The organism is Streptomyces sp. NPDC004732 (genome assembly GCF_040609235.1).
Taxonomy (GTDB): Bacteria; Actinomycetota; Actinomycetes; order Streptomycetales; family Streptomycetaceae; genus Streptomyces.
In genome coordinates, this window is record NZ_JBEXJR010000004.1 from 527,813 (window position 1) to 542,972 (window position 15,160).

14 protein-coding genes are annotated in these 15,160 nt (G+C 71.7%); 3 read left to right on the top strand and 11 right to left on the bottom strand.

What is annotated here, in order from left to right; all coding sequences use genetic code 11:
- Nucleotides 1–28 precede the first annotated feature (28 nt).
- Nucleotides 29–880 (top strand): NAD(P)H-binding protein, encoded by an 852-nt coding sequence (locus ABZV77_RS14635; RefSeq protein WP_356255484.1) that lies wholly within the window; start codon nt 29–31, stop codon nt 878–880.
- 47 nt (nt 881–927) lie between these two features.
- Here ABZV77_RS14635 and ABZV77_RS14640 read toward each other — a convergent pair whose 3' ends face one another.
- The 6 genes from ABZV77_RS14640 to hemC all read right to left on the bottom strand — a co-directional run bounded on the left by ABZV77_RS14640 (nt 928) and on the right by hemC (nt 6,976).
- Nucleotides 928–1,476: a hypothetical protein gene (locus tag ABZV77_RS14640; protein ID WP_356255487.1), complete on the bottom strand. Its 549-nt coding sequence runs from the start codon at nt 1,474–1,476 to the stop codon at nt 928–930.
- Complete coding sequence (locus tag ABZV77_RS14645) at nt 1,473–2,969, bottom strand: HAMP domain-containing sensor histidine kinase (RefSeq protein WP_356255490.1); 1,497 nt, start codon at nt 2,967–2,969, stop codon at nt 1,473–1,475. Before ABZV77_RS14645 ends, ABZV77_RS14640 begins: the two co-directional genes overlap by 4 nt.
- A complete protein-coding gene (locus ABZV77_RS14650) occupies nt 2,966–3,730 on the bottom strand; it encodes a response regulator transcription factor (RefSeq protein WP_356255492.1) in 765 nt (254 codons plus the stop codon). Before ABZV77_RS14650 ends, ABZV77_RS14645 begins: the two co-directional genes overlap by 4 nt.
- A gap of 126 nt (nt 3,731–3,856) precedes the next feature.
- Complete coding sequence (locus ABZV77_RS14655; RefSeq protein WP_356255495.1) at nt 3,857–5,059, bottom strand: acyltransferase; 1,203 nt, start codon at nt 5,057–5,059, stop codon at nt 3,857–3,859.
- Nucleotides 5,056–5,892 carry an SGNH/GDSL hydrolase family protein gene (locus tag ABZV77_RS14660; RefSeq protein ID WP_356255498.1) on the bottom strand — a complete coding sequence of 279 codons (837 nt, stop codon included), beginning with the start codon at nt 5,890–5,892 and terminating at the stop codon, nt 5,056–5,058. The genes ABZV77_RS14655 and ABZV77_RS14660 overlap by 4 nt, the downstream gene beginning before the upstream one ends.
- Before the next feature lie 148 nt (nt 5,893–6,040).
- Entirely contained in the window at nt 6,041–6,976 is a 936-nt protein-coding gene (hemC, locus tag ABZV77_RS14665; RefSeq protein ID WP_356255501.1) for a hydroxymethylbilane synthase, read from the bottom strand.
- A 262-nt stretch (nt 6,977–7,238) separates the two neighbouring features.
- Here hemC and ABZV77_RS14670 point away from each other — a divergent pair, with 262 nt between their 5' ends.
- A complete protein-coding gene (locus tag ABZV77_RS14670) occupies nt 7,239–7,712 on the top strand; it encodes a GNAT family N-acetyltransferase (protein ID WP_356255504.1) in 474 nt (157 codons plus the stop codon).
- Between the two features lie 97 nt (nt 7,713–7,809).
- On the opposite strand, the gene ABZV77_RS14675 is transcribed toward ABZV77_RS14670, so the two are convergent.
- The 4 genes from ABZV77_RS14675 to ABZV77_RS14690 all read right to left on the bottom strand — a co-directional run bounded on the left by ABZV77_RS14675 (nt 7,810) and on the right by ABZV77_RS14690 (nt 12,684).
- Nucleotides 7,810–9,369, bottom strand: a complete 1,560-nt coding sequence (locus ABZV77_RS14675; protein WP_356255507.1) for an MFS transporter — start codon at nt 9,367–9,369, stop codon at nt 7,810–7,812.
- A gap of 12 nt (nt 9,370–9,381) precedes the next feature.
- Nucleotides 9,382–10,920 (bottom strand): MFS transporter, encoded by a 1,539-nt coding sequence (locus ABZV77_RS14680; protein ID WP_356255509.1) that lies wholly within the window; start codon nt 10,918–10,920, stop codon nt 9,382–9,384.
- 322 nt (nt 10,921–11,242) lie between these two features.
- Nucleotides 11,243–11,836, bottom strand: coding sequence for a sigma-70 family RNA polymerase sigma factor (locus ABZV77_RS14685; RefSeq protein ID WP_356255512.1), 594 nt, complete (start codon nt 11,834–11,836; stop codon nt 11,243–11,245).
- Nucleotides 11,837–11,952: 116 nt separating this feature from the next.
- Nucleotides 11,953–12,684, bottom strand: a complete 732-nt coding sequence (locus ABZV77_RS14690) for a hypothetical protein (RefSeq protein WP_356255515.1) — start codon at nt 12,682–12,684, stop codon at nt 11,953–11,955.
- Nucleotides 12,685–12,929: 245 nt separating this feature from the next.
- Between ABZV77_RS14690 and ABZV77_RS14695 the strand changes: the two genes are divergently transcribed.
- Nucleotides 12,930–13,769, top strand: coding sequence for an alpha/beta fold hydrolase (locus tag ABZV77_RS14695; protein WP_356255518.1), 840 nt, complete (start codon nt 12,930–12,932; stop codon nt 13,767–13,769).
- A 101-nt stretch (nt 13,770–13,870) separates the two neighbouring features.
- Here the strand turns inward: ABZV77_RS14695 and ABZV77_RS14700 are convergent, their stop codons facing one another.
- Complete coding sequence (locus tag ABZV77_RS14700) at nt 13,871–15,160, bottom strand: cation:proton antiporter (protein WP_356255521.1); 1,290 nt, start codon at nt 15,158–15,160, stop codon at nt 13,871–13,873.

A 15,160-nucleotide genomic window follows, 5' to 3' on the forward strand; every position in this document is an offset into this window, starting at 1 on the left:
CATCGAACGGCGAGACGAGGAGATTCCGATGACACAGCCCGTGATTCTGGTGACCGGCGCGACGGGAAAGGTCGGCGGTGCGGTGGTCAGCCAACTGCACGCGGCGGGTGTGCCCGTGCGGGCACTGGTGCGAGGGGAGTCGGACTTCCCGGAGGGTGTGCAGGCGGTGCGCGGCGATCTCAGTGATCCCGCGTCGCTGGGCACGGCTCTGGAGGGCGTCGATGCGGTCTTCCTGGTGTGGCCGTTCCTGAGCGCTGAGGGCGCGTCGGACGTGATCGACGTGATCGGGAAGCACGCTCGACGGGTGGTCTACCTGTCATCCGCCGGGGTCGGGAGCGAGAAGGAGAAGCCGGGTGAGGCGATCACCATGTTCCACACGGAGCTGGAGCGGCTGGTCGAGGCATCGGGCCTGGAGTGGACGGCGCTGCGGCCCACCGGGTTCGCGGGCAACACGCTGGGCTGGGCGGAGGAGATCCGCACCACCGGTGCGGTACGGGCGCCGCTGGCAAGGCTGGCCCGTCCGCTGATCCACGAGGCGGACATGGCTGCGGTCGCCGTTCAGGCGCTGACGACCGACTCTCTGCTCGGCGCCCGCCCCCTGATCACCGGCCCCGAACTGATCACCCAGGAACGGCAGGTGGCTCTGATCAGCGAGGCGATCGGGCGACCGGTGCGGTTCGAGGAGGTCGCGCTGGACGAGGCCATCGAGCAGATGAAGGCCGCAGGCTATCCGGCAGAGCTGGTGGAGGCCATAATGCCGGCCCAGGCGGAGATGCTCGACCATCCGGAGCCGGTCAACGACGAAGTGGAGCGCATCACGGGGGCCCCGGCCCGATCCTTCCAGGAGTGGGCGGTGGACCACGCGGCGGACTTCCGCTGAGAGGGACGCCCATACACGTTGGCAGGGAAGCCCCTGGCGCAGACAGGTCACGTATCCGTGCGTGGGTGGACGTTGCCGTCGGCGTCGCAGCGTACGGTCCACGGGGTGGGGGAGTGCCCGAGGTTCTCGTGGAAGCGGATGTCGACCGCCGTGGGCGGCTCGTCGCCGGAGACGTCGGAGTGGGCGGCGGTGCAGGCGAGTTGGCTGACGGCGGCGACCTGCAGCTCCTTGATGTTCACCGGGAGGTAGATGTCGACCGTGTCGGCGGTCGCGGTGGCCGTCAGGCGCCCGTTCATCGGCGGGACTTCGCTGATGAGACCGCGTTCGCGTTCCGCGTCGGTGGGGCCTTCCAGGAGGAGGTCCAGGGCCTGTTGGGGGCCGAGCGGGCGGTCGGTGGGGCGGGTGGTGGCGCGCAGGCCGTACGGGCCCACGAAGTACAGACGCGCGTGGTCGGCGGTGGTGCCGGGGCGTTGGATTCCGGAGGCCGGGGCGCCCGCCTTCTCGGGTGCGGTGGTGCTGATGCCGCAGCCCGTCGCCACCATGAGCAGGACCGGGACGAGCAGGCAGGCCAGGGGCAGGGGGAGTCGTGTCCTCACGGCCGTTCCTCCACTTCGGGGTGGGCGAGGGGCAGGGAGAACATGAACTCCGCACCGGCCTCTGCGGAGTTGGCGGCAGTGAGGGTGCCGTGGTGCAGGCGGACGTTCTCCGCGGCGATGGCGAGGCCCAGGCCGCTGCCCTCGGAGCGGGTGCGGGCCGCGTCCGCCTTGAAGAAGCGGTCGAAGACATGCGGCAGTACGTCCTCGGCGATACCGGGGCCGTGATCGGTGACCGTGACGACGACCATGCCGCCCTCTGGGTCCGGGGGACCCGGCGCCTGCTGCGCCCGGACGACGACGGGAGGGGCGCCGTGCCGCAGTCCGTTGCCGATCAGATTGGCCAGTACGACATCGACCCGGCGGGGATCGACGGACACGCGCAGATCCTCGGGCACCTCCACCACGACGCGGCCCGGCGGAGTCTGCCAGCCGCGCAACTGCACGGTCTTCTCGACGAGCGTGCGCAGGCTGACGTCGTCCCCATGCAAGGTGGCGGCGCCCGCGTCGAAGCGGGACACCTCCATCAGATCCTCGACCATGCGGGCGAGCTTGCGGGTCTCGTCGCTGATGAGGAGGACGGCGTCGGCGGTGTCCGGCGGCAGGGCCCCGCTGTGCGCGTCCTCGTCGAGGACCTCGGTCACCGCCGACATCGCGGCGAGCGGCGTCCGCAGCTCGTGCGCCACGTCGGCGGCGAAGCGGCGTGCGGTGGCCTCCATGCGGCGCAGCTCCGCGTCGTCCTGCTCCAGGTGCGTCGCCATGGCGTTGAAGGTCCGGGTGAGGTCGGACAGCTCGTCGTGCCCGGTCACGGGGAGCCGGGTGCCGAGGTCGCCCGACGCGAGCTTCTCGGCGCCGTTGCGCAGTCCGCGTACGGGGAGAAGGACGCGGCGCGCCGCGAACAGGGCCGGGACGAGGGCGATGACGAGCGCGGGAACGGCGCCCGCCTGTGCGGCGGTGACCAGCGCGGCGATGTCGGCCTTGTCGCCGTCCAGGGAGAAGTCGGCGTACACGACGAGACCGGACGCGGTGGGCTCGTCGTCCCGTTGGCCGGTGCCGTAGACGACGGGCATGCCGATGGCGAGCCAGGGCGTGCCGTCCCGCTCGATCCGCTGGCGGACCACCGCGTCCTGCTGCTCCCCGGCCGCCGCGCGCAGGGCCGCGGGAATCGCCGCGGTCCGTGTGGCGCCCGGGGCGGTGACGGGTGGGCCGCCCCGATAGGAAGCGGCGGTGCGCCAGTCGCGGGAGGTGCCCGCCCTGTCCAGCTGGAGGGTGAAGTTGCGCAGGTCCTGCGTGCTGGGCGGGAAGGGCAGGTCGGGGGCGAGGGAGTCGACCTGGGCGCGCAGCTCGTGGACGGCGTTGTCCTGCGTCCGGTCGAGGATCGCGGACCGGGCCTGACGGAACGTGAGGGCGGCGGTGATCAGCGCGCTGAGCGCCGAGACGAGCAGGAACGCGACGACGAGGCGGACGCGCAGCCCTCTGGGCGGACGCAGCCTCACCGAGGGTCCTGACCCTGCTGCTCCTCGCCCTTGGGCCGGGGCACGGGACCGAAGCGGTATCCGAAGCCTCGTACCGTCTGGATGTACGCGGGGTGGCGCGGGTCGTCCTCGATCTTGCCGCGAAGCCGCATGACGCAGGCGTCGACCAGGCGCGCGTCGCCGTAGAAGCTGTGCTCCCACACCTGTTCCAGCAGGTGCTGGCGGCTGAAGACCTGGCCGGGCGCGGCGGAGAGGAAGAGCAGCAGTTTCAACTCGGAGGGTGCCAGAGCCAGTTCACGGCTTCCCTTGGACACCAGCAGCGCGCTGCGGTCGACGGCGAGGTCGCCGTGGTGCTCCAGGCTCCCGTGCCGGGACTGCCCGCCGATCCCGCCGATCCCGGAGTCGGCCGCGGGATCCTGGGGCACGACGCGTCGCAGGACGGCCTTCATCCGGGCTTCGATGACTTCCCCGCTGGCGGGCTTGACGATGTAGTCGTCCGCGCCCGCCTCCAGGCCCACGACCAGATCGATGTCGTCGCCACGCGCGGAGAGGATGATGATCGGCAGCTGCATGGTCTCGCGGATGCGGCGGCACACCTCCAGCCCGGACATGCCGGGCAGCATCAGATCGAGCAGCACCAGATCGGGCCGGATGCGCTCCAGCGAGAGCAGGCCGGTCTCGCCGCTCGCCGCCACCTCCAGCTCGTGACCGCGGCGGCGCAGCGCCAGCGTCACCCCCTTCTGCACCGCGGGATCGTCCTCGATCAGCAGAACTCGTGGCATGGCGATGTGCTCCCGTCGGTGATCTCTCTGCGATCTTTGCGTACTTCATTGCCATTTGTCGCCATGCGTGAGGGTCCGGTGCCTCCGTAGGTCTCCGTAAGCCTCTTCAGGCCTCTGTACGTGGCTTCAGCCCTCGGCGGTGAGTTGCGTGACGTCCACGGACCCGGCCCCTGCCTGCGGCTCCGGGATGACCGCCCACAGAGCGGCCAGGACGGCGAACGTGGCGAGGAGAGCGCACGCCCCCGAGCGGCCGTGCGCCCAGCGTGCCCGGAAGCGTACGGGGTCCTCCACCAGGTACTTGGACAGGGCGGCGGCCGCCACGGACACGGCGATGATGATCGCGGTCCGGTCCCAGCCCGTTCTGCCCAGGCGCTCCTCGCTCAGCAGGACGTAGACCGGCCAGTGCCACAGATAGAGGCTGTAGGAGATCGCGCCGAGCCCGCGCAGCGGCGCGCCGCCCACGACACGGCCGACAGGGCCGTCCGGCGCCTGCGCGAGGCAGCCGATGAGCAGGGCGGCGGCCAGCGCGTGGAGGAACAGGCCGCCGCGGAACAGCGAGGGGGAGTCCTGGCCGTCGGCCAGGGTCCAGTACACCGCGATGCCGCAGGCCAGTACCAGGGCGGCCCAGGACGCACCCCGGGACCCCAGCCGCGCCACGAGCCGAGCGGCGGGCTCGGTCGCCATCAGCGCCCCGAGCAGCAGCGAGAAGGCGCGGGTGTCCGTGCCCTCGTACACGCGCGTGGTGTCGACGGGGCCGGTGAAGGCGACCATGAGCGCCAGCGAGACGACGGCCCCGACGGCGGCCACGAGCGCGACGCGCCTCCCGACCCTCGGGCGCGCCCGGACCCGGCCCCGGCCGAGCGCCAGCAGGCACAGGACCGGCGGCCAGAGGAGGTAGAACTGCTCCTCGACCGCGATGCTCCACAGATGGCTGAACACCCGGGTGTCGGCGGAGTCCCAGTAGCCGACCTGGTCGGCGATGAAGTGCCAGTTGGCGAGGTTGCCCAGCACCCACGGGGTGTCGTCGAGCCCGAACCGCAGCAGGGACACCGAGCCGAAGGCCCATACCAGGAGCAGCGTCCCGGCCACGGTCACGGCCAGGGCGGGCAGCAGGCGGCGGGCGCGGCGGCCCCAGAAGGCGAGCAGGTCGACGCGGCCGTCGCGGGCGATTTCCGTCAGGAGCAGGCCGGTGATCAGGAACCCGGACAGGACGAAGAACAGGTCCACGCCGAGGAAGCCGCCGTCGAACCGGCCTGCGTGGAAGAGCAGCACACCCAGGACGGCCAGGCCCCGCAGGCCGTCGAGGGGTGCGATGTGGCGTCTGGTCACTTGCAGCCCAGCGGGCCGTAGACCTTGGCGCCGGTCCACGAGCCGGTCGCCCACCGGTCGGCCGGGGCGGGGGTGAACGAGTACACGCGGCCCAGCTCCTTGCCCAGCCACTGCGCGAATGCGGCCGAACCCTGCTGGCAGGAGTGGATGCCGTCCTTGCTGCGCAGGGCCTTGGGCGCCGTGCCGTCGGTGCCCCACAGGGCGGCGGAATCGAGGAAGCGGACCTTGCCCTCGTGCCGGTCGGCCACGGCCTCGGCGGACTTCGGGGCGGTCTTGATCTCTGCCGCGTGCGGCTTGTAGAAGGAGTCGATCTTGAAGGGGGGTGCCGTGACGAGGACGAGTTCGGCGCCCGCGTCACCGACCGTCTTGGCCAGCTTTTCGTAAGCGGCCCGCTGTTCGCCGGGCTTGCCCCAGTCGTAGGTGGTGATCTGGTACGCGACGACGTCCGGCTTGAAGGACGTGAGCTGCTTCGGCAGTTCGTCCCAGGTGGGCTCGGCCACTTCGCCGATGACGCCACCTCCGCCGTCGGCCGCCATCGACTTGAACGGCACGTCGGCGGCCTTCAGCGCCGCGCCGAGAGCGGGGGCCTCGGCTCCGGCGATGGAGTCGCCCATCCAGAGGACCTTCGGCGTGTTCGTGTTCTTGCCCGCGGTCTTGCTTTCGCCGCTGTCGCTGACGCCGTCGCTCCTGCCCCCACCGCAGGCGGCCAGGGCGGTGACGCCCACCGCGGCGACCAGTGCGAGTGCGGCGGCGCGCCACACAGGGCTTCGGGAAGAGCGGCGGGAGACGAGCGGGGCGGAGGAGGCTGTGGTGCCGGTGGTCTCGGTGTTCATGCCGTCCAGCTGACCCCCTGGAACCGCAGATCAGGGGCGCTGTCATCGTTTCATCACGTAGCGGGAGAACTCCCGTCATACGCAGCGAGCGACGCAGTCACAGTCGCACCGCCCGGGCCGGGCGACGGCCTGGCCCGTCGGCGTCGCGTCAGTGGGCGATGCCGTCGATCAGGTCTCGGGCTCCCTGGCGGAGCAGGGCCACGGCCACGGACGTGCCGAGGGTCGCAGGGTCGAGCGGGCCCGCCCACTCGTGGGCGTTGAGCACCGTCTTCCCGTCGGGCGTGAACACGCAGGCGCGCAGCGAGAGGTCGCCGCCGCGCTCGGAGCGTGCGTACCCGGCGATGGGCGAATTGCAGTGCCCCTGCAGCACGTGCAGGAACATGCGCTCGGCGGTCGCCTCCCGCCAGGCGTCCCTGTCGCCGAGGTCCGACACGGCGTCGATGGTCGCGGTGTCGTCTTCACGGCACTGCAGGGCGAGGATCCCCGCGCCGATCGGCGGGCACATCGTCTCCACCGACAGGATCTCGCTGGCCAGCTCGGGGCGGCCGATGCGGTCGAGTCCGGACTGGGCGAGCAGCAGTGCGTCGGCGTCACCTGCCGCGAGCTTCGCCAGGCGGCGGCCTGCGTTGCCGCGCATCGGCACGCACTCCAACTCTGGGTGCGAGGCGGCGAGTTGTGCCACGCGGCGGACCGACGACGTGCCGATGCGGGTGCCTGCGGGCAGCTCGTCGAGGGTGAGCCCGTCGGGGTGGATGAGTGCGTCCCTGATGTCGTCCCGCTTGAGGAAGGCGGCGAACGTGGTGCCCGCGGGGAGCGGCCGGTCCGCGGGGATGTCCTTGACGCAGTGCACCGCGAGATCCGCCTCACCGGCGAGCAGCGTGGCGTCGACCTCCTTGGTGAACGCCCCCTTGCCGCCGAGCGCCGCCAGATCGCCCATCCAGCGGTCCCCCGAGGTGGTGACCGGCACGACCTCGGTACGGATGCCGGGGTGCAGCTCGGCGAGTTCGGCGCGTACGCGCTCCACCTGGGCGAGGGCCATGGGGGAGGAGCGGGAGACGATGCGGATCAGCTCAGGAACGGACATGCGCTCCACGATAAGGGCTCCGGAGGTGTGCCTCGGACACACGTCCAACTGATCAAAAGAAGTTAGACATGGGGGAGTTGGCGAGGTGCGTGCCTGTCGGGCGCGTCCAGGTAGGTCTTCTGGGGGCGCGCCCCGGGGCCACCTCGGTAGTCACTCACCCCGCCCCATCCGCGCTTCTCCGGCATGCGCACGCCCCGCCCGCCTCATAGCGTGAGGTGCACGCAGCCGCGGCCCCGGCGCCGCACGGCCCCTGGGAGGCCCCATGTCCAGCCCCGCCGCGCCGGAGCGCCCGACGGAGATCGTCCTCGAACCGTTGAGAGCCACCCATCTGGCCGACGTCCTCGCGCTGGGCGAGCGCGTCTACGACACGACGGTGAAGCCGTACACCTCCTGGTCCCTCTCGGCGGTCGCCAGGCACATGGACGGTGAGGCGTCCGCCTGCTGGGTCGCGCTGGCCGGGGACCGCCTCGCCGGTTACGTGCTCGGCTCGATGGGCTTCGACCAGCGCACCGACTGGGGCAACCTGGAGTGGATCGCGAGCGCGCCGGAGTACCAGGGGCAGGGCATTGCGAGTCGCCTGGTGAAGGCCTGCTGCGCGACGCTCACGGAGGCGGGCGCGAGCGCCGTCGTCACGGACGTGGAGTCCCGCAACACCGCGTCGGCCGCTCTGATGCGGAGCAACGGCTTCGAAGCGAGCGTGTCGGTGACGTTGTTCGTACGCGATACGCCGCGGTAGCCGTCTCGCCCGCGGCGTGCCCGTCATCGGTCGTGTGAGGGCGCCCAGTGTTGGTGGTGCGGTGCACGACAGCAGCCGTGGTCCTTGGCGACGCGCGTCACTCGCCGACCCGGCCTCCGGGCTCCAAGGGCGGCGCCTGCACGCCGCAGCAGGTCTTGCACTGCGGCTCGTTGCCGCGTTCGTCGTGCCAGGCCGCCGGGCTCGGCCGGACGAACACCGCGGCGGCGGCCGCCGCGAGGGCGAACAGCGCCGCGCAGCCCACCGCCGCCTTGCCGAAGGAGGCGTTCAGCGCGTCGGGATCCGCGTACGCCGTGCCGGACAGGCCGACCGCCAGCGGCAGCCCGGCCACGACGAGCAACTGCGCGATGCGCGCCGCCGTGTTGTTGACCCCGCTGGCAAGACCCGCACGGCTCGCGTCGACCGAGGCGAGCACGGTCGCGGTGAGCGGCGCCACGAACAGACTCATGCCGAGGCCCAGTACGACGACCGCGGGCAGCACGTCGGTGACGTACGCCGCGCCGGGCCTGACCCGCAGCATCAGCAGCACCCCGGCGGCCGCGACCGACGGCCCCACGACGAGCGGCAGCCGCGGGCCGACGCGACGGGCCAGATCGCCTGCGGACGCGGACAGCAGCAGCATCAGGACGGTGATCGGCAGCGTCGCCGTGCCCGCCTGGAGCGCGTCGTACCCGAGGGTCGTCTGCAACTGCACCGGCAGCATGAACAGGATGCCGCCGATGGCCGCGTACAGGCAGAGCGTCATCACGTTGGCCGCGGTGAACAGGCGCGAGCGGAACAGTTCGAGGGGCAGCATCGGGTTGCGCCTGCGGTGTTCGACCAGGACGAAGGCGGCACCGGCCGCGAGACCCAGCACCCCCGGCAGGATCACCCCGCCCGCCGACGTGTCCCCGGACGCGCCGATCAGCGAGAAGCTGACGCCCGCCAGGAACAGCGCGGCGAGGCATGCGCCGGGCACGTCGAACGGCTGTTGGGCCGCCGACTCGTCACGGCTCTCCGGCACGTGCCGGACCGCGAACAGCACCAGCGCGGCCAGCGGCACATTGATCAGGAAGATCCACCGCCAGCCAGGACCGTCGATGAGCCAGCCGCCCAGGAACGGGCCGACCGCCCCGGCCACCCCGCCGAGCCCCGACCACGCGCCCACCGCGCGGGCCTGGTCGTCGGGGCGGTACGAGGCGCGGACGAGGGCCAGCGAACCGGGCGTCAGCAGGGCCCCGCCGACGCCCTGGAGGGCGCGGGCCGCGATCAGCATCCCGGCGTCCTGCGCGAGCCCGCACAGCGCGGAGGCCGCCGCGAACCACACCACGCCGATGACGAGAGTGCGCCGCCGCCCGATGCGGTCGCCGAGCGCCCCGCCGAGCAGCAGCAGCGCGGAGAGCGTGAGCATGTAGGCGTTGACGACCCACTGCAGGGCCGAGATGGACGCATCGAGGTCCTTGCCGAGAGTCGGCAGGGCGACGTTGACGACGGTGCCGTCGAGCATCGCCATGCCCGAGGCGAGCACCGCGCACAGCAGGACCCAGCGCCCGCGGGCGGACGCCAGCGCGACACCGCCACCACCGCTCCCGGCGCCGCCTCCGTCGCCGGAAGCCGGAGCCGGAGCCGTTTCCCGACCCGGGTCCGGGCTCGAACCCATAGCGCCACCGCCCTACATGTGGACCGCGCCGGTGTCCGAGTCAGTCGGGCGCGGCGCCCCTCTGCGATACAGGACGACGGTAACGACAAGGCCGATCGCGAAGAAGAGGGCCGACCACCAGTACGCGGTCGAGTACGACTGCATCGCCGCCTGTGCCTGGACCTGGGGCGTCGGTTGCTTGCCCACCAGGTAGTTGGACGCCGCCGTGGTGGCGAGCGTGTTCAGCAGCGCCGTGCCGATCGAACCGCCCACCTGCTGACTCGTATTGACCATCGCGGAGGCCACACCCGCGTCGTGGGCCGCGACACCGGCCGTCGCCATGCTCATCGCCGGGGCGAAGATCAGGCCGAGGCCGAGTCCGGCGACCAGCAGCGGCGGCAGGACGTGCGCGGCGTAACCGCTGCTCACGTCGAGGGCGGTGAGCCAGGCCATGCCTGCCGCGGAAAGTCCCATGCCCAGCGGCACGATCGGCTTCGCGCCCACCCGCGGCACCAGGTTGTTGGTGGTCACCACGGAGGCCACGACCATCACCGCCACCATGGGCAGGAAGGCCAGGCCGGTCTTGACGGGCGTGTACTGCAGGATCTGCTGCAGGTAGTACGTGAGGAACAGGAACACGCCGAACATACCGGCGCCCGAGATGAACATCGCGAGGAACGAGGCCCCGCGGTCCCGGTCAAGGACGACCCGCAGCGGCAGCAGCGGATGCGTGGCCCGTGTCTGCCACCATCCGAAGAGCACCAGAAGCACCACACCGACGACCAGGAAACCCCAGGTCAACACGTCACTCCAGGCGTGCGTCTCGGCGTTGGAGAAGCCGTACACGATGCAGAAGAGACCCGCCGACACCAGCAGCGTGCCGGGCACGTCCAGTCGGGGCCGGTCCGGCGGGGCGCCCGCGTGCAGCAGCCGCGCACCGCCGACCATGGCGATCAGGGCGAACGCGAGGTTCACGTACAGGCACCAGCGCCAGTCCAGATACTCGGTGAGTACGCCGCCGAGCAGCAGCCCCACCGCGCCGCCCGCGCCCGCGATCGCGCCGTAGATGCCGAACGCCTTGGCGCGCTCCCGGGGATCGGTGAACGTGGTCGTGAGCAGCGACAGGGCCGCGGGCGCGAGCAGCGCGCCGAAGACGCCCTGCAGTGCACGGGCCGCGACCAGCATCGAGAAGCTCGTCGCCGCGCCGCCGATCGCGGACGCCACCGCGAAACCGGCGAGTCCGGCGAGGAAGACGACCTTGCGTCCCACCAGGTCGGCGATGCGCCCGCCGAGCAGCAGCAGGGAACCGAAGGCGAGCGCGTACGCGGTGACGATCCACTGGCGGTTGCCGTCGGAGAAGCCCAGATCCTTCTGGGCCGAGGGCAGCGCGATGTTCACGATCGTCGCGTCGAGCACCACCATGAGCTGGGCGATGCCGACGACCCCGAGGATCAGCCAGCGGTGTTCGTGCCGCCCGCCTCCCGTGTGGGGCACGGACGCTCCTGCGTCGCGTTCGCGTACGGGATCGGGCACCGGGGCGGGTTCCGGCGCGGGCACGGCTTCACGGTCCATGGCGATGGCCTCCAGACACCCCCGCACCACGCTAAACGGCCTGCTCGGGGGCCGCGACCGGGGACTTGCGCGCGCTGCGGCCTGGGCCCTTCGCGCACCGCGGCAGGGGCCTCCCGCGAGGAGGCCCCTGGCACGGTGCGGGACCGCTAGGGCCTGTGTCGGAAGTCCCGCCTGCCCCGCGGCGTCCGGCACGCGCCCTCGCGGCGTTGTCGGATCACCCCGATACATCCAGTATCGGGGCGACCCTCCGCCTTGCGATCGCACGCGCCGGACGCCGCGGGGCCCGCCCTCCGGGCGAACGACGGGACTTCCGACACAGGCCCTAGGCGGCGTGGTCCGCCGCGACCAGCAGCTCGCTCACCCGCTCCCGGGCCCGCGCCACGCGCGAACGCACCGTGCCGATCGGACAGCCGACGGCGGCTGCCGCGTCCGCGTACGGAAGCCCGGCGAGCTGGGTCAGGACGAACGCCTCACGGCGCGGCGCGTCGAGCGTCTCCAGGAGGTCGAGCAGGGCCACGCCCTCCTCGAACCCCGGCAGACCGTGCGGCTGGGCGCGCTCGGCGGCCGCCTGCCAGTCGCCCGTGTCGGCGATCCGGGGCCGGGCCGCCGCCGAGCGGAAGCGGTCCGCGACCACCCGGCGCGCGATGGCGAGCAGCCAGGTGCGCGCGCTGGACCGTGCGGCGAAGCCGGGCAAGGCGGTGAGGGCCCGGAGGTACGTCTCCTGGGTCAGGTCGTCGGCGCCGTGCAGGTCACCGCTGAGATGGGCGGTGAAGCGCCAGACGTCGAGACGCGTGGCCCGGACGAACTGTTCGAACGCCTGGGCGTCGCCGTCGCGGGCCGCTAGCGCCCACTGCGTGGTCAGTTCGTCGCGGGTCGGGTCCACGCCCGTCCGGGATCGCAAAAGGGCAGGAGTCATCGCAAAAGGTCCTTCGGTGAAGGGAGTTCAGGAAGCGGCGCGGGCGCACGACGGGGCAGGGACTCCCCGCGGGCGGACGCCGAAGATCCGCCCGGCACCGAGGGGTGCGGGCGGTGTCAGGAACTGGCCGGAAGGACCGGTGGACCTCTGCGCGATACGACGTGCTGGAGAAGGACCCCGCGCAGCCGCGGCACAGGCACGAGCGCGGCGACGTGGGGCGGTGTCGGCGGCAGGGCCGCGACGACGGCCGCGAGGACGAACCGCAGCGGTACGAAGACGGCCGCGGCCAGCGCGCGTCCGGTACGGAAGACGGCGGCCTCGCCGCGCCACAGCCACAGGGCACAGATCAGCGCGGCGGCGACGTGGGCGAGGAACATGCCGAAGCCGCTGTGCCCGAAGACGGACATGATCCAGTGGGACATGCCCTCGTCCGGCATGGCGGCGGCATGCATCGAAGCAGCGGACGAACCGCCGGACGAACCGGCACCGGACGGCGGAGCGGTCATCGGCATCGGGTGGTTCAGGTGATTCATGCCGTCGTCGGGGTAACCCCGGGCCGCACCCACCGCCCCGCCCCCGGCCGTCGGCCCGGCCATCCGCTGCGCAAGGCCGAACAGTTCGTGCAGACAGAGCTGCGCCGCGACCGTGGCGCCGATGACGGCGACCGCCCCGCGCTCGCGCCCCGTCAGCCACCACGCGGCGGCGACCGTGGCGGCGAACGCGTACCCCAGTGCCCACCAGGGCAGCGCGGCACCGGACATGACCGCGTGACCGAGGCCCGTCGCCACCACACACACGGCCGCGAACATCGCGGCTCGTGCGAGGCGGAACGCGGGACCTGAGGTCATGGAGAGCATCGTGCCAGGCCGGAGTGGTCTCGTGGGAGGCGAGTCCGCGAATGCCCGAACTGCCCGTATGGCGCCGGTGATCGGAAGGACGCCTTCCGCGCACGAAGAATCCGTACTGGTCAGTAAACCTCTTGACGTGGCGTGTACGCACCGAAAATGATCTCGACCAGCGGTCGACATTGCCGAACCCTGTTCGTCGATGCGCCACGTACATCTACACACGTCACTTCACGTTGGGAATGCCGATGCACCTGCGTCACGCCGTACGGTCCTTGGTGACCGCCGCGGCCACCCTCGCCCTTGGCCTCTCATGCGTGGGCCTGGCCGTCCCGGCTCAAGCCTCCGCGCCGACTTCGGTCCTGGACGTCCCGCCCCGTGGCGCCAACGACTGGTCCTGCAAGCCGGACCCGGCGCACCCGCAGCCGGTCGTCCTGGTCAACGGCACGTTCAAACTCATGGCGGAGAACTGGGCGACGCTCTCGCCGAAGCTGAAGAGGGCGGGCTACTGCGTCTTTGCGTTCAACTACGGAAAGATGGCCACCGCTTCGGTCCCGCGGTCGGCCGCGGAGCTCCGGGACTTCGTCGAGGCCGTGCGCGCCGCCACGGGGGTGGCGAAGGTCGACCTCGTCGGGCACAGCCAGGGCGGCATGATGCCCCGCTACTACGTGAAGTTCCTCGGCGGCGCGGACAAGGTCGACGACCTGGTCGGCATCGTGCCGTCCAACCACGGCACGGCGAACCCCCTGGCCAAGCCGCTCGGCGACATCGCCTGCCCCGCCTGCATCGACCAGATGACGGGGTCCGAGCTGCTGGCGAAGCTCAACGAGGGGACCGAGACACCGGCCGGGCCCGACTACACGGTCGTCACCACGCGGCACGACGAGGTCGTGATCCCGTACACCAGCGCCCTGTTGAACGGCCTCAAGAAGTACGTCACCAACGTCGTCCTGCAAGACCGCTGTCCCTTGGACCCGTTCATGCACGACCAGGCGACGAAGGATCCCGTCGTCGCTCAATGGGTGCTGAATGCGCTGGACCGTGAGGGGCCTGCCGACGCGGCCTTCCGGCCCAGATGCGTCGGCTAGTCGGCCGCCGTTCCGACGACGGCCCGGACGGCCCGCGGGGTGATGTCCCGCGTGCCGTCCGGTGCGATGGCCGTGGTCGTTGCCTTTGGCCTCGGCCCGTCCTAGGACCGGTCGGTCGCGTCCTGCCCGTCCAGGGCCTCGACCGTGTCCCGGGGGCCGGGCACCTGCGGCGCTTCGACGGCCGTCTCGCCCGTGGTGCCGGTGTCGGCGACGGGAGCGGCGTTACGGCGACGCGCCAGTACCCCGCCCACGTAACCCGCGATGGGCTGGGTGTAACGGGCGGTCAGCGGTCCGACGATCACGAGGATCAGGACGTACGCCGTGGCCAGCGGGCCGAGCGACGGTTCGATGCCCGCCGCGACCGCGAGTCCCGCGATGACGATGGAGAACTCGCCGCGCGCCACCAGTGCGCCACCCGCCCGCCACCGGCCCTTGACCGAGATGCCCGCACGGCGGGCCGCCCAGTAGCCGGTCGCGATCTTCGTCAGGGCGGTCACGACGGCGAGCGCGAGCGCGGGCAGCAGCACCGGCGGAATGCTCGACGGGTCGGTGTGCAGCCCGAAGAAGACGAAGAAGACGGCCGCGAAGAGGTCCCGCAGCGGCGCGAGCAGCGAGTGTGCGCCCTCGGCGACCTCACCGGACAGTGCTATGCCGACCAGGAACGCGCCGACGGCCGCGGACACCTGGAGCTGCTGCGCGATACCCGCGACGAGGATGGTCAGACCAAGCACTACCAGAAGCAGCTTCTCCGGGTCGTCGCTGGAGACGAACCGCGAGATGAGCCGTCCGTAGCGCACCGCGATGAAGAGGACGATCCCCGCGGCGCCGAGCGCGATGGCGAGCGTGAGACTGCCCGCCGCCAGGCCGACCCCCGCCAACAGGGCGGTGATGATGGGCAGATAGACGGCCATCGCCAGGTCTTCGAGGACCAGAACGCTGAGGATGACCGGGGTCTCGCGGTTGCCGAGCCTGCCGAGGTCGCCGAGGACCTTGGCGATGACGCCGGACGACGAGATCCAGGTGACACCGGCGAGCACGACGGCGGCGACCGGACCCCAGCCCATGAGCAGCGCGGCGATGGCGCCGGGCAGGGCGTTCAGGGTGCAGTCGACCAGACCGGCCGGGTACTGCGTCTTGAGGTTGCTGACCAGGTCGTTGGCCGTGTACTCGAGCCCGAGCATCAGCAGCAGCAGAATGACGCCGATCTCGGCGCCGATGGCGACGAACTCCTCGCTGGCGCCAAGCGGCAGCAGTCCGCCCTCGCCGAACGCGAGCCCGGCCAGCAGATACAGCGGGATCGGCGAGAACTGGAAGCGTCCCGCGAACCTGCCGAGCAGGCCGAGGGCGAGGATGATCGCACCGAATTCGATCAGAAAGACAGCGGAATGCAT

What these genes read in the sequence shown, in the direction of transcription:
- ABZV77_RS14695 (WP_356255518.1), top strand. Translation starts at nt 12,930, where the DNA reads ATGCACCTGCGTCACGCCGTACGGTCCTTGGTGACCGCCGCGGCCACC.
- ABZV77_RS14680 (WP_356255509.1), bottom strand. Translation starts at nt 10,920, where the DNA reads ATGGACCGTGAAGCCGTGCCCGCGCCGGAACCCGCCCCGGTGCCCGAT.
- ABZV77_RS14685 (WP_356255512.1), bottom strand. Translation starts at nt 11,836, where the DNA reads ATGACTCCTGCCCTTTTGCGATCCCGGACGGGCGTGGACCCGACCCGC.
- ABZV77_RS14660 (WP_356255498.1), bottom strand. Translation starts at nt 5,892, where the DNA reads ATGAACACCGAGACCACCGGCACCACAGCCTCCTCCGCCCCGCTCGTC.
- ABZV77_RS14690 (WP_356255515.1), bottom strand. Translation starts at nt 12,684, where the DNA reads ATGACCTCAGGTCCCGCGTTCCGCCTCGCACGAGCCGCGATGTTCGCG.
- ABZV77_RS14700 (WP_356255521.1), bottom strand. Translation starts at nt 15,160, where the DNA reads ATGCATTCCGCTGTCTTTCTGATCGAATTCGGTGCGATCATCCTCGCC.
- ABZV77_RS14635 (WP_356255484.1), top strand. Translation starts at nt 29, where the DNA reads ATGACACAGCCCGTGATTCTGGTGACCGGCGCGACGGGAAAGGTCGGC.
- ABZV77_RS14650 (WP_356255492.1), bottom strand. Translation starts at nt 3,730, where the DNA reads ATGCCACGAGTTCTGCTGATCGAGGACGATCCCGCGGTGCAGAAGGGG.
- ABZV77_RS14675 (WP_356255507.1), bottom strand. Translation starts at nt 9,369, where the DNA reads ATGGGTTCGAGCCCGGACCCGGGTCGGGAAACGGCTCCGGCTCCGGCT.
- ABZV77_RS14670 (WP_356255504.1), top strand. Translation starts at nt 7,239, where the DNA reads ATGTCCAGCCCCGCCGCGCCGGAGCGCCCGACGGAGATCGTCCTCGAA.
- hemC (WP_356255501.1), bottom strand. Translation starts at nt 6,976, where the DNA reads ATGTCCGTTCCTGAGCTGATCCGCATCGTCTCCCGCTCCTCCCCCATG.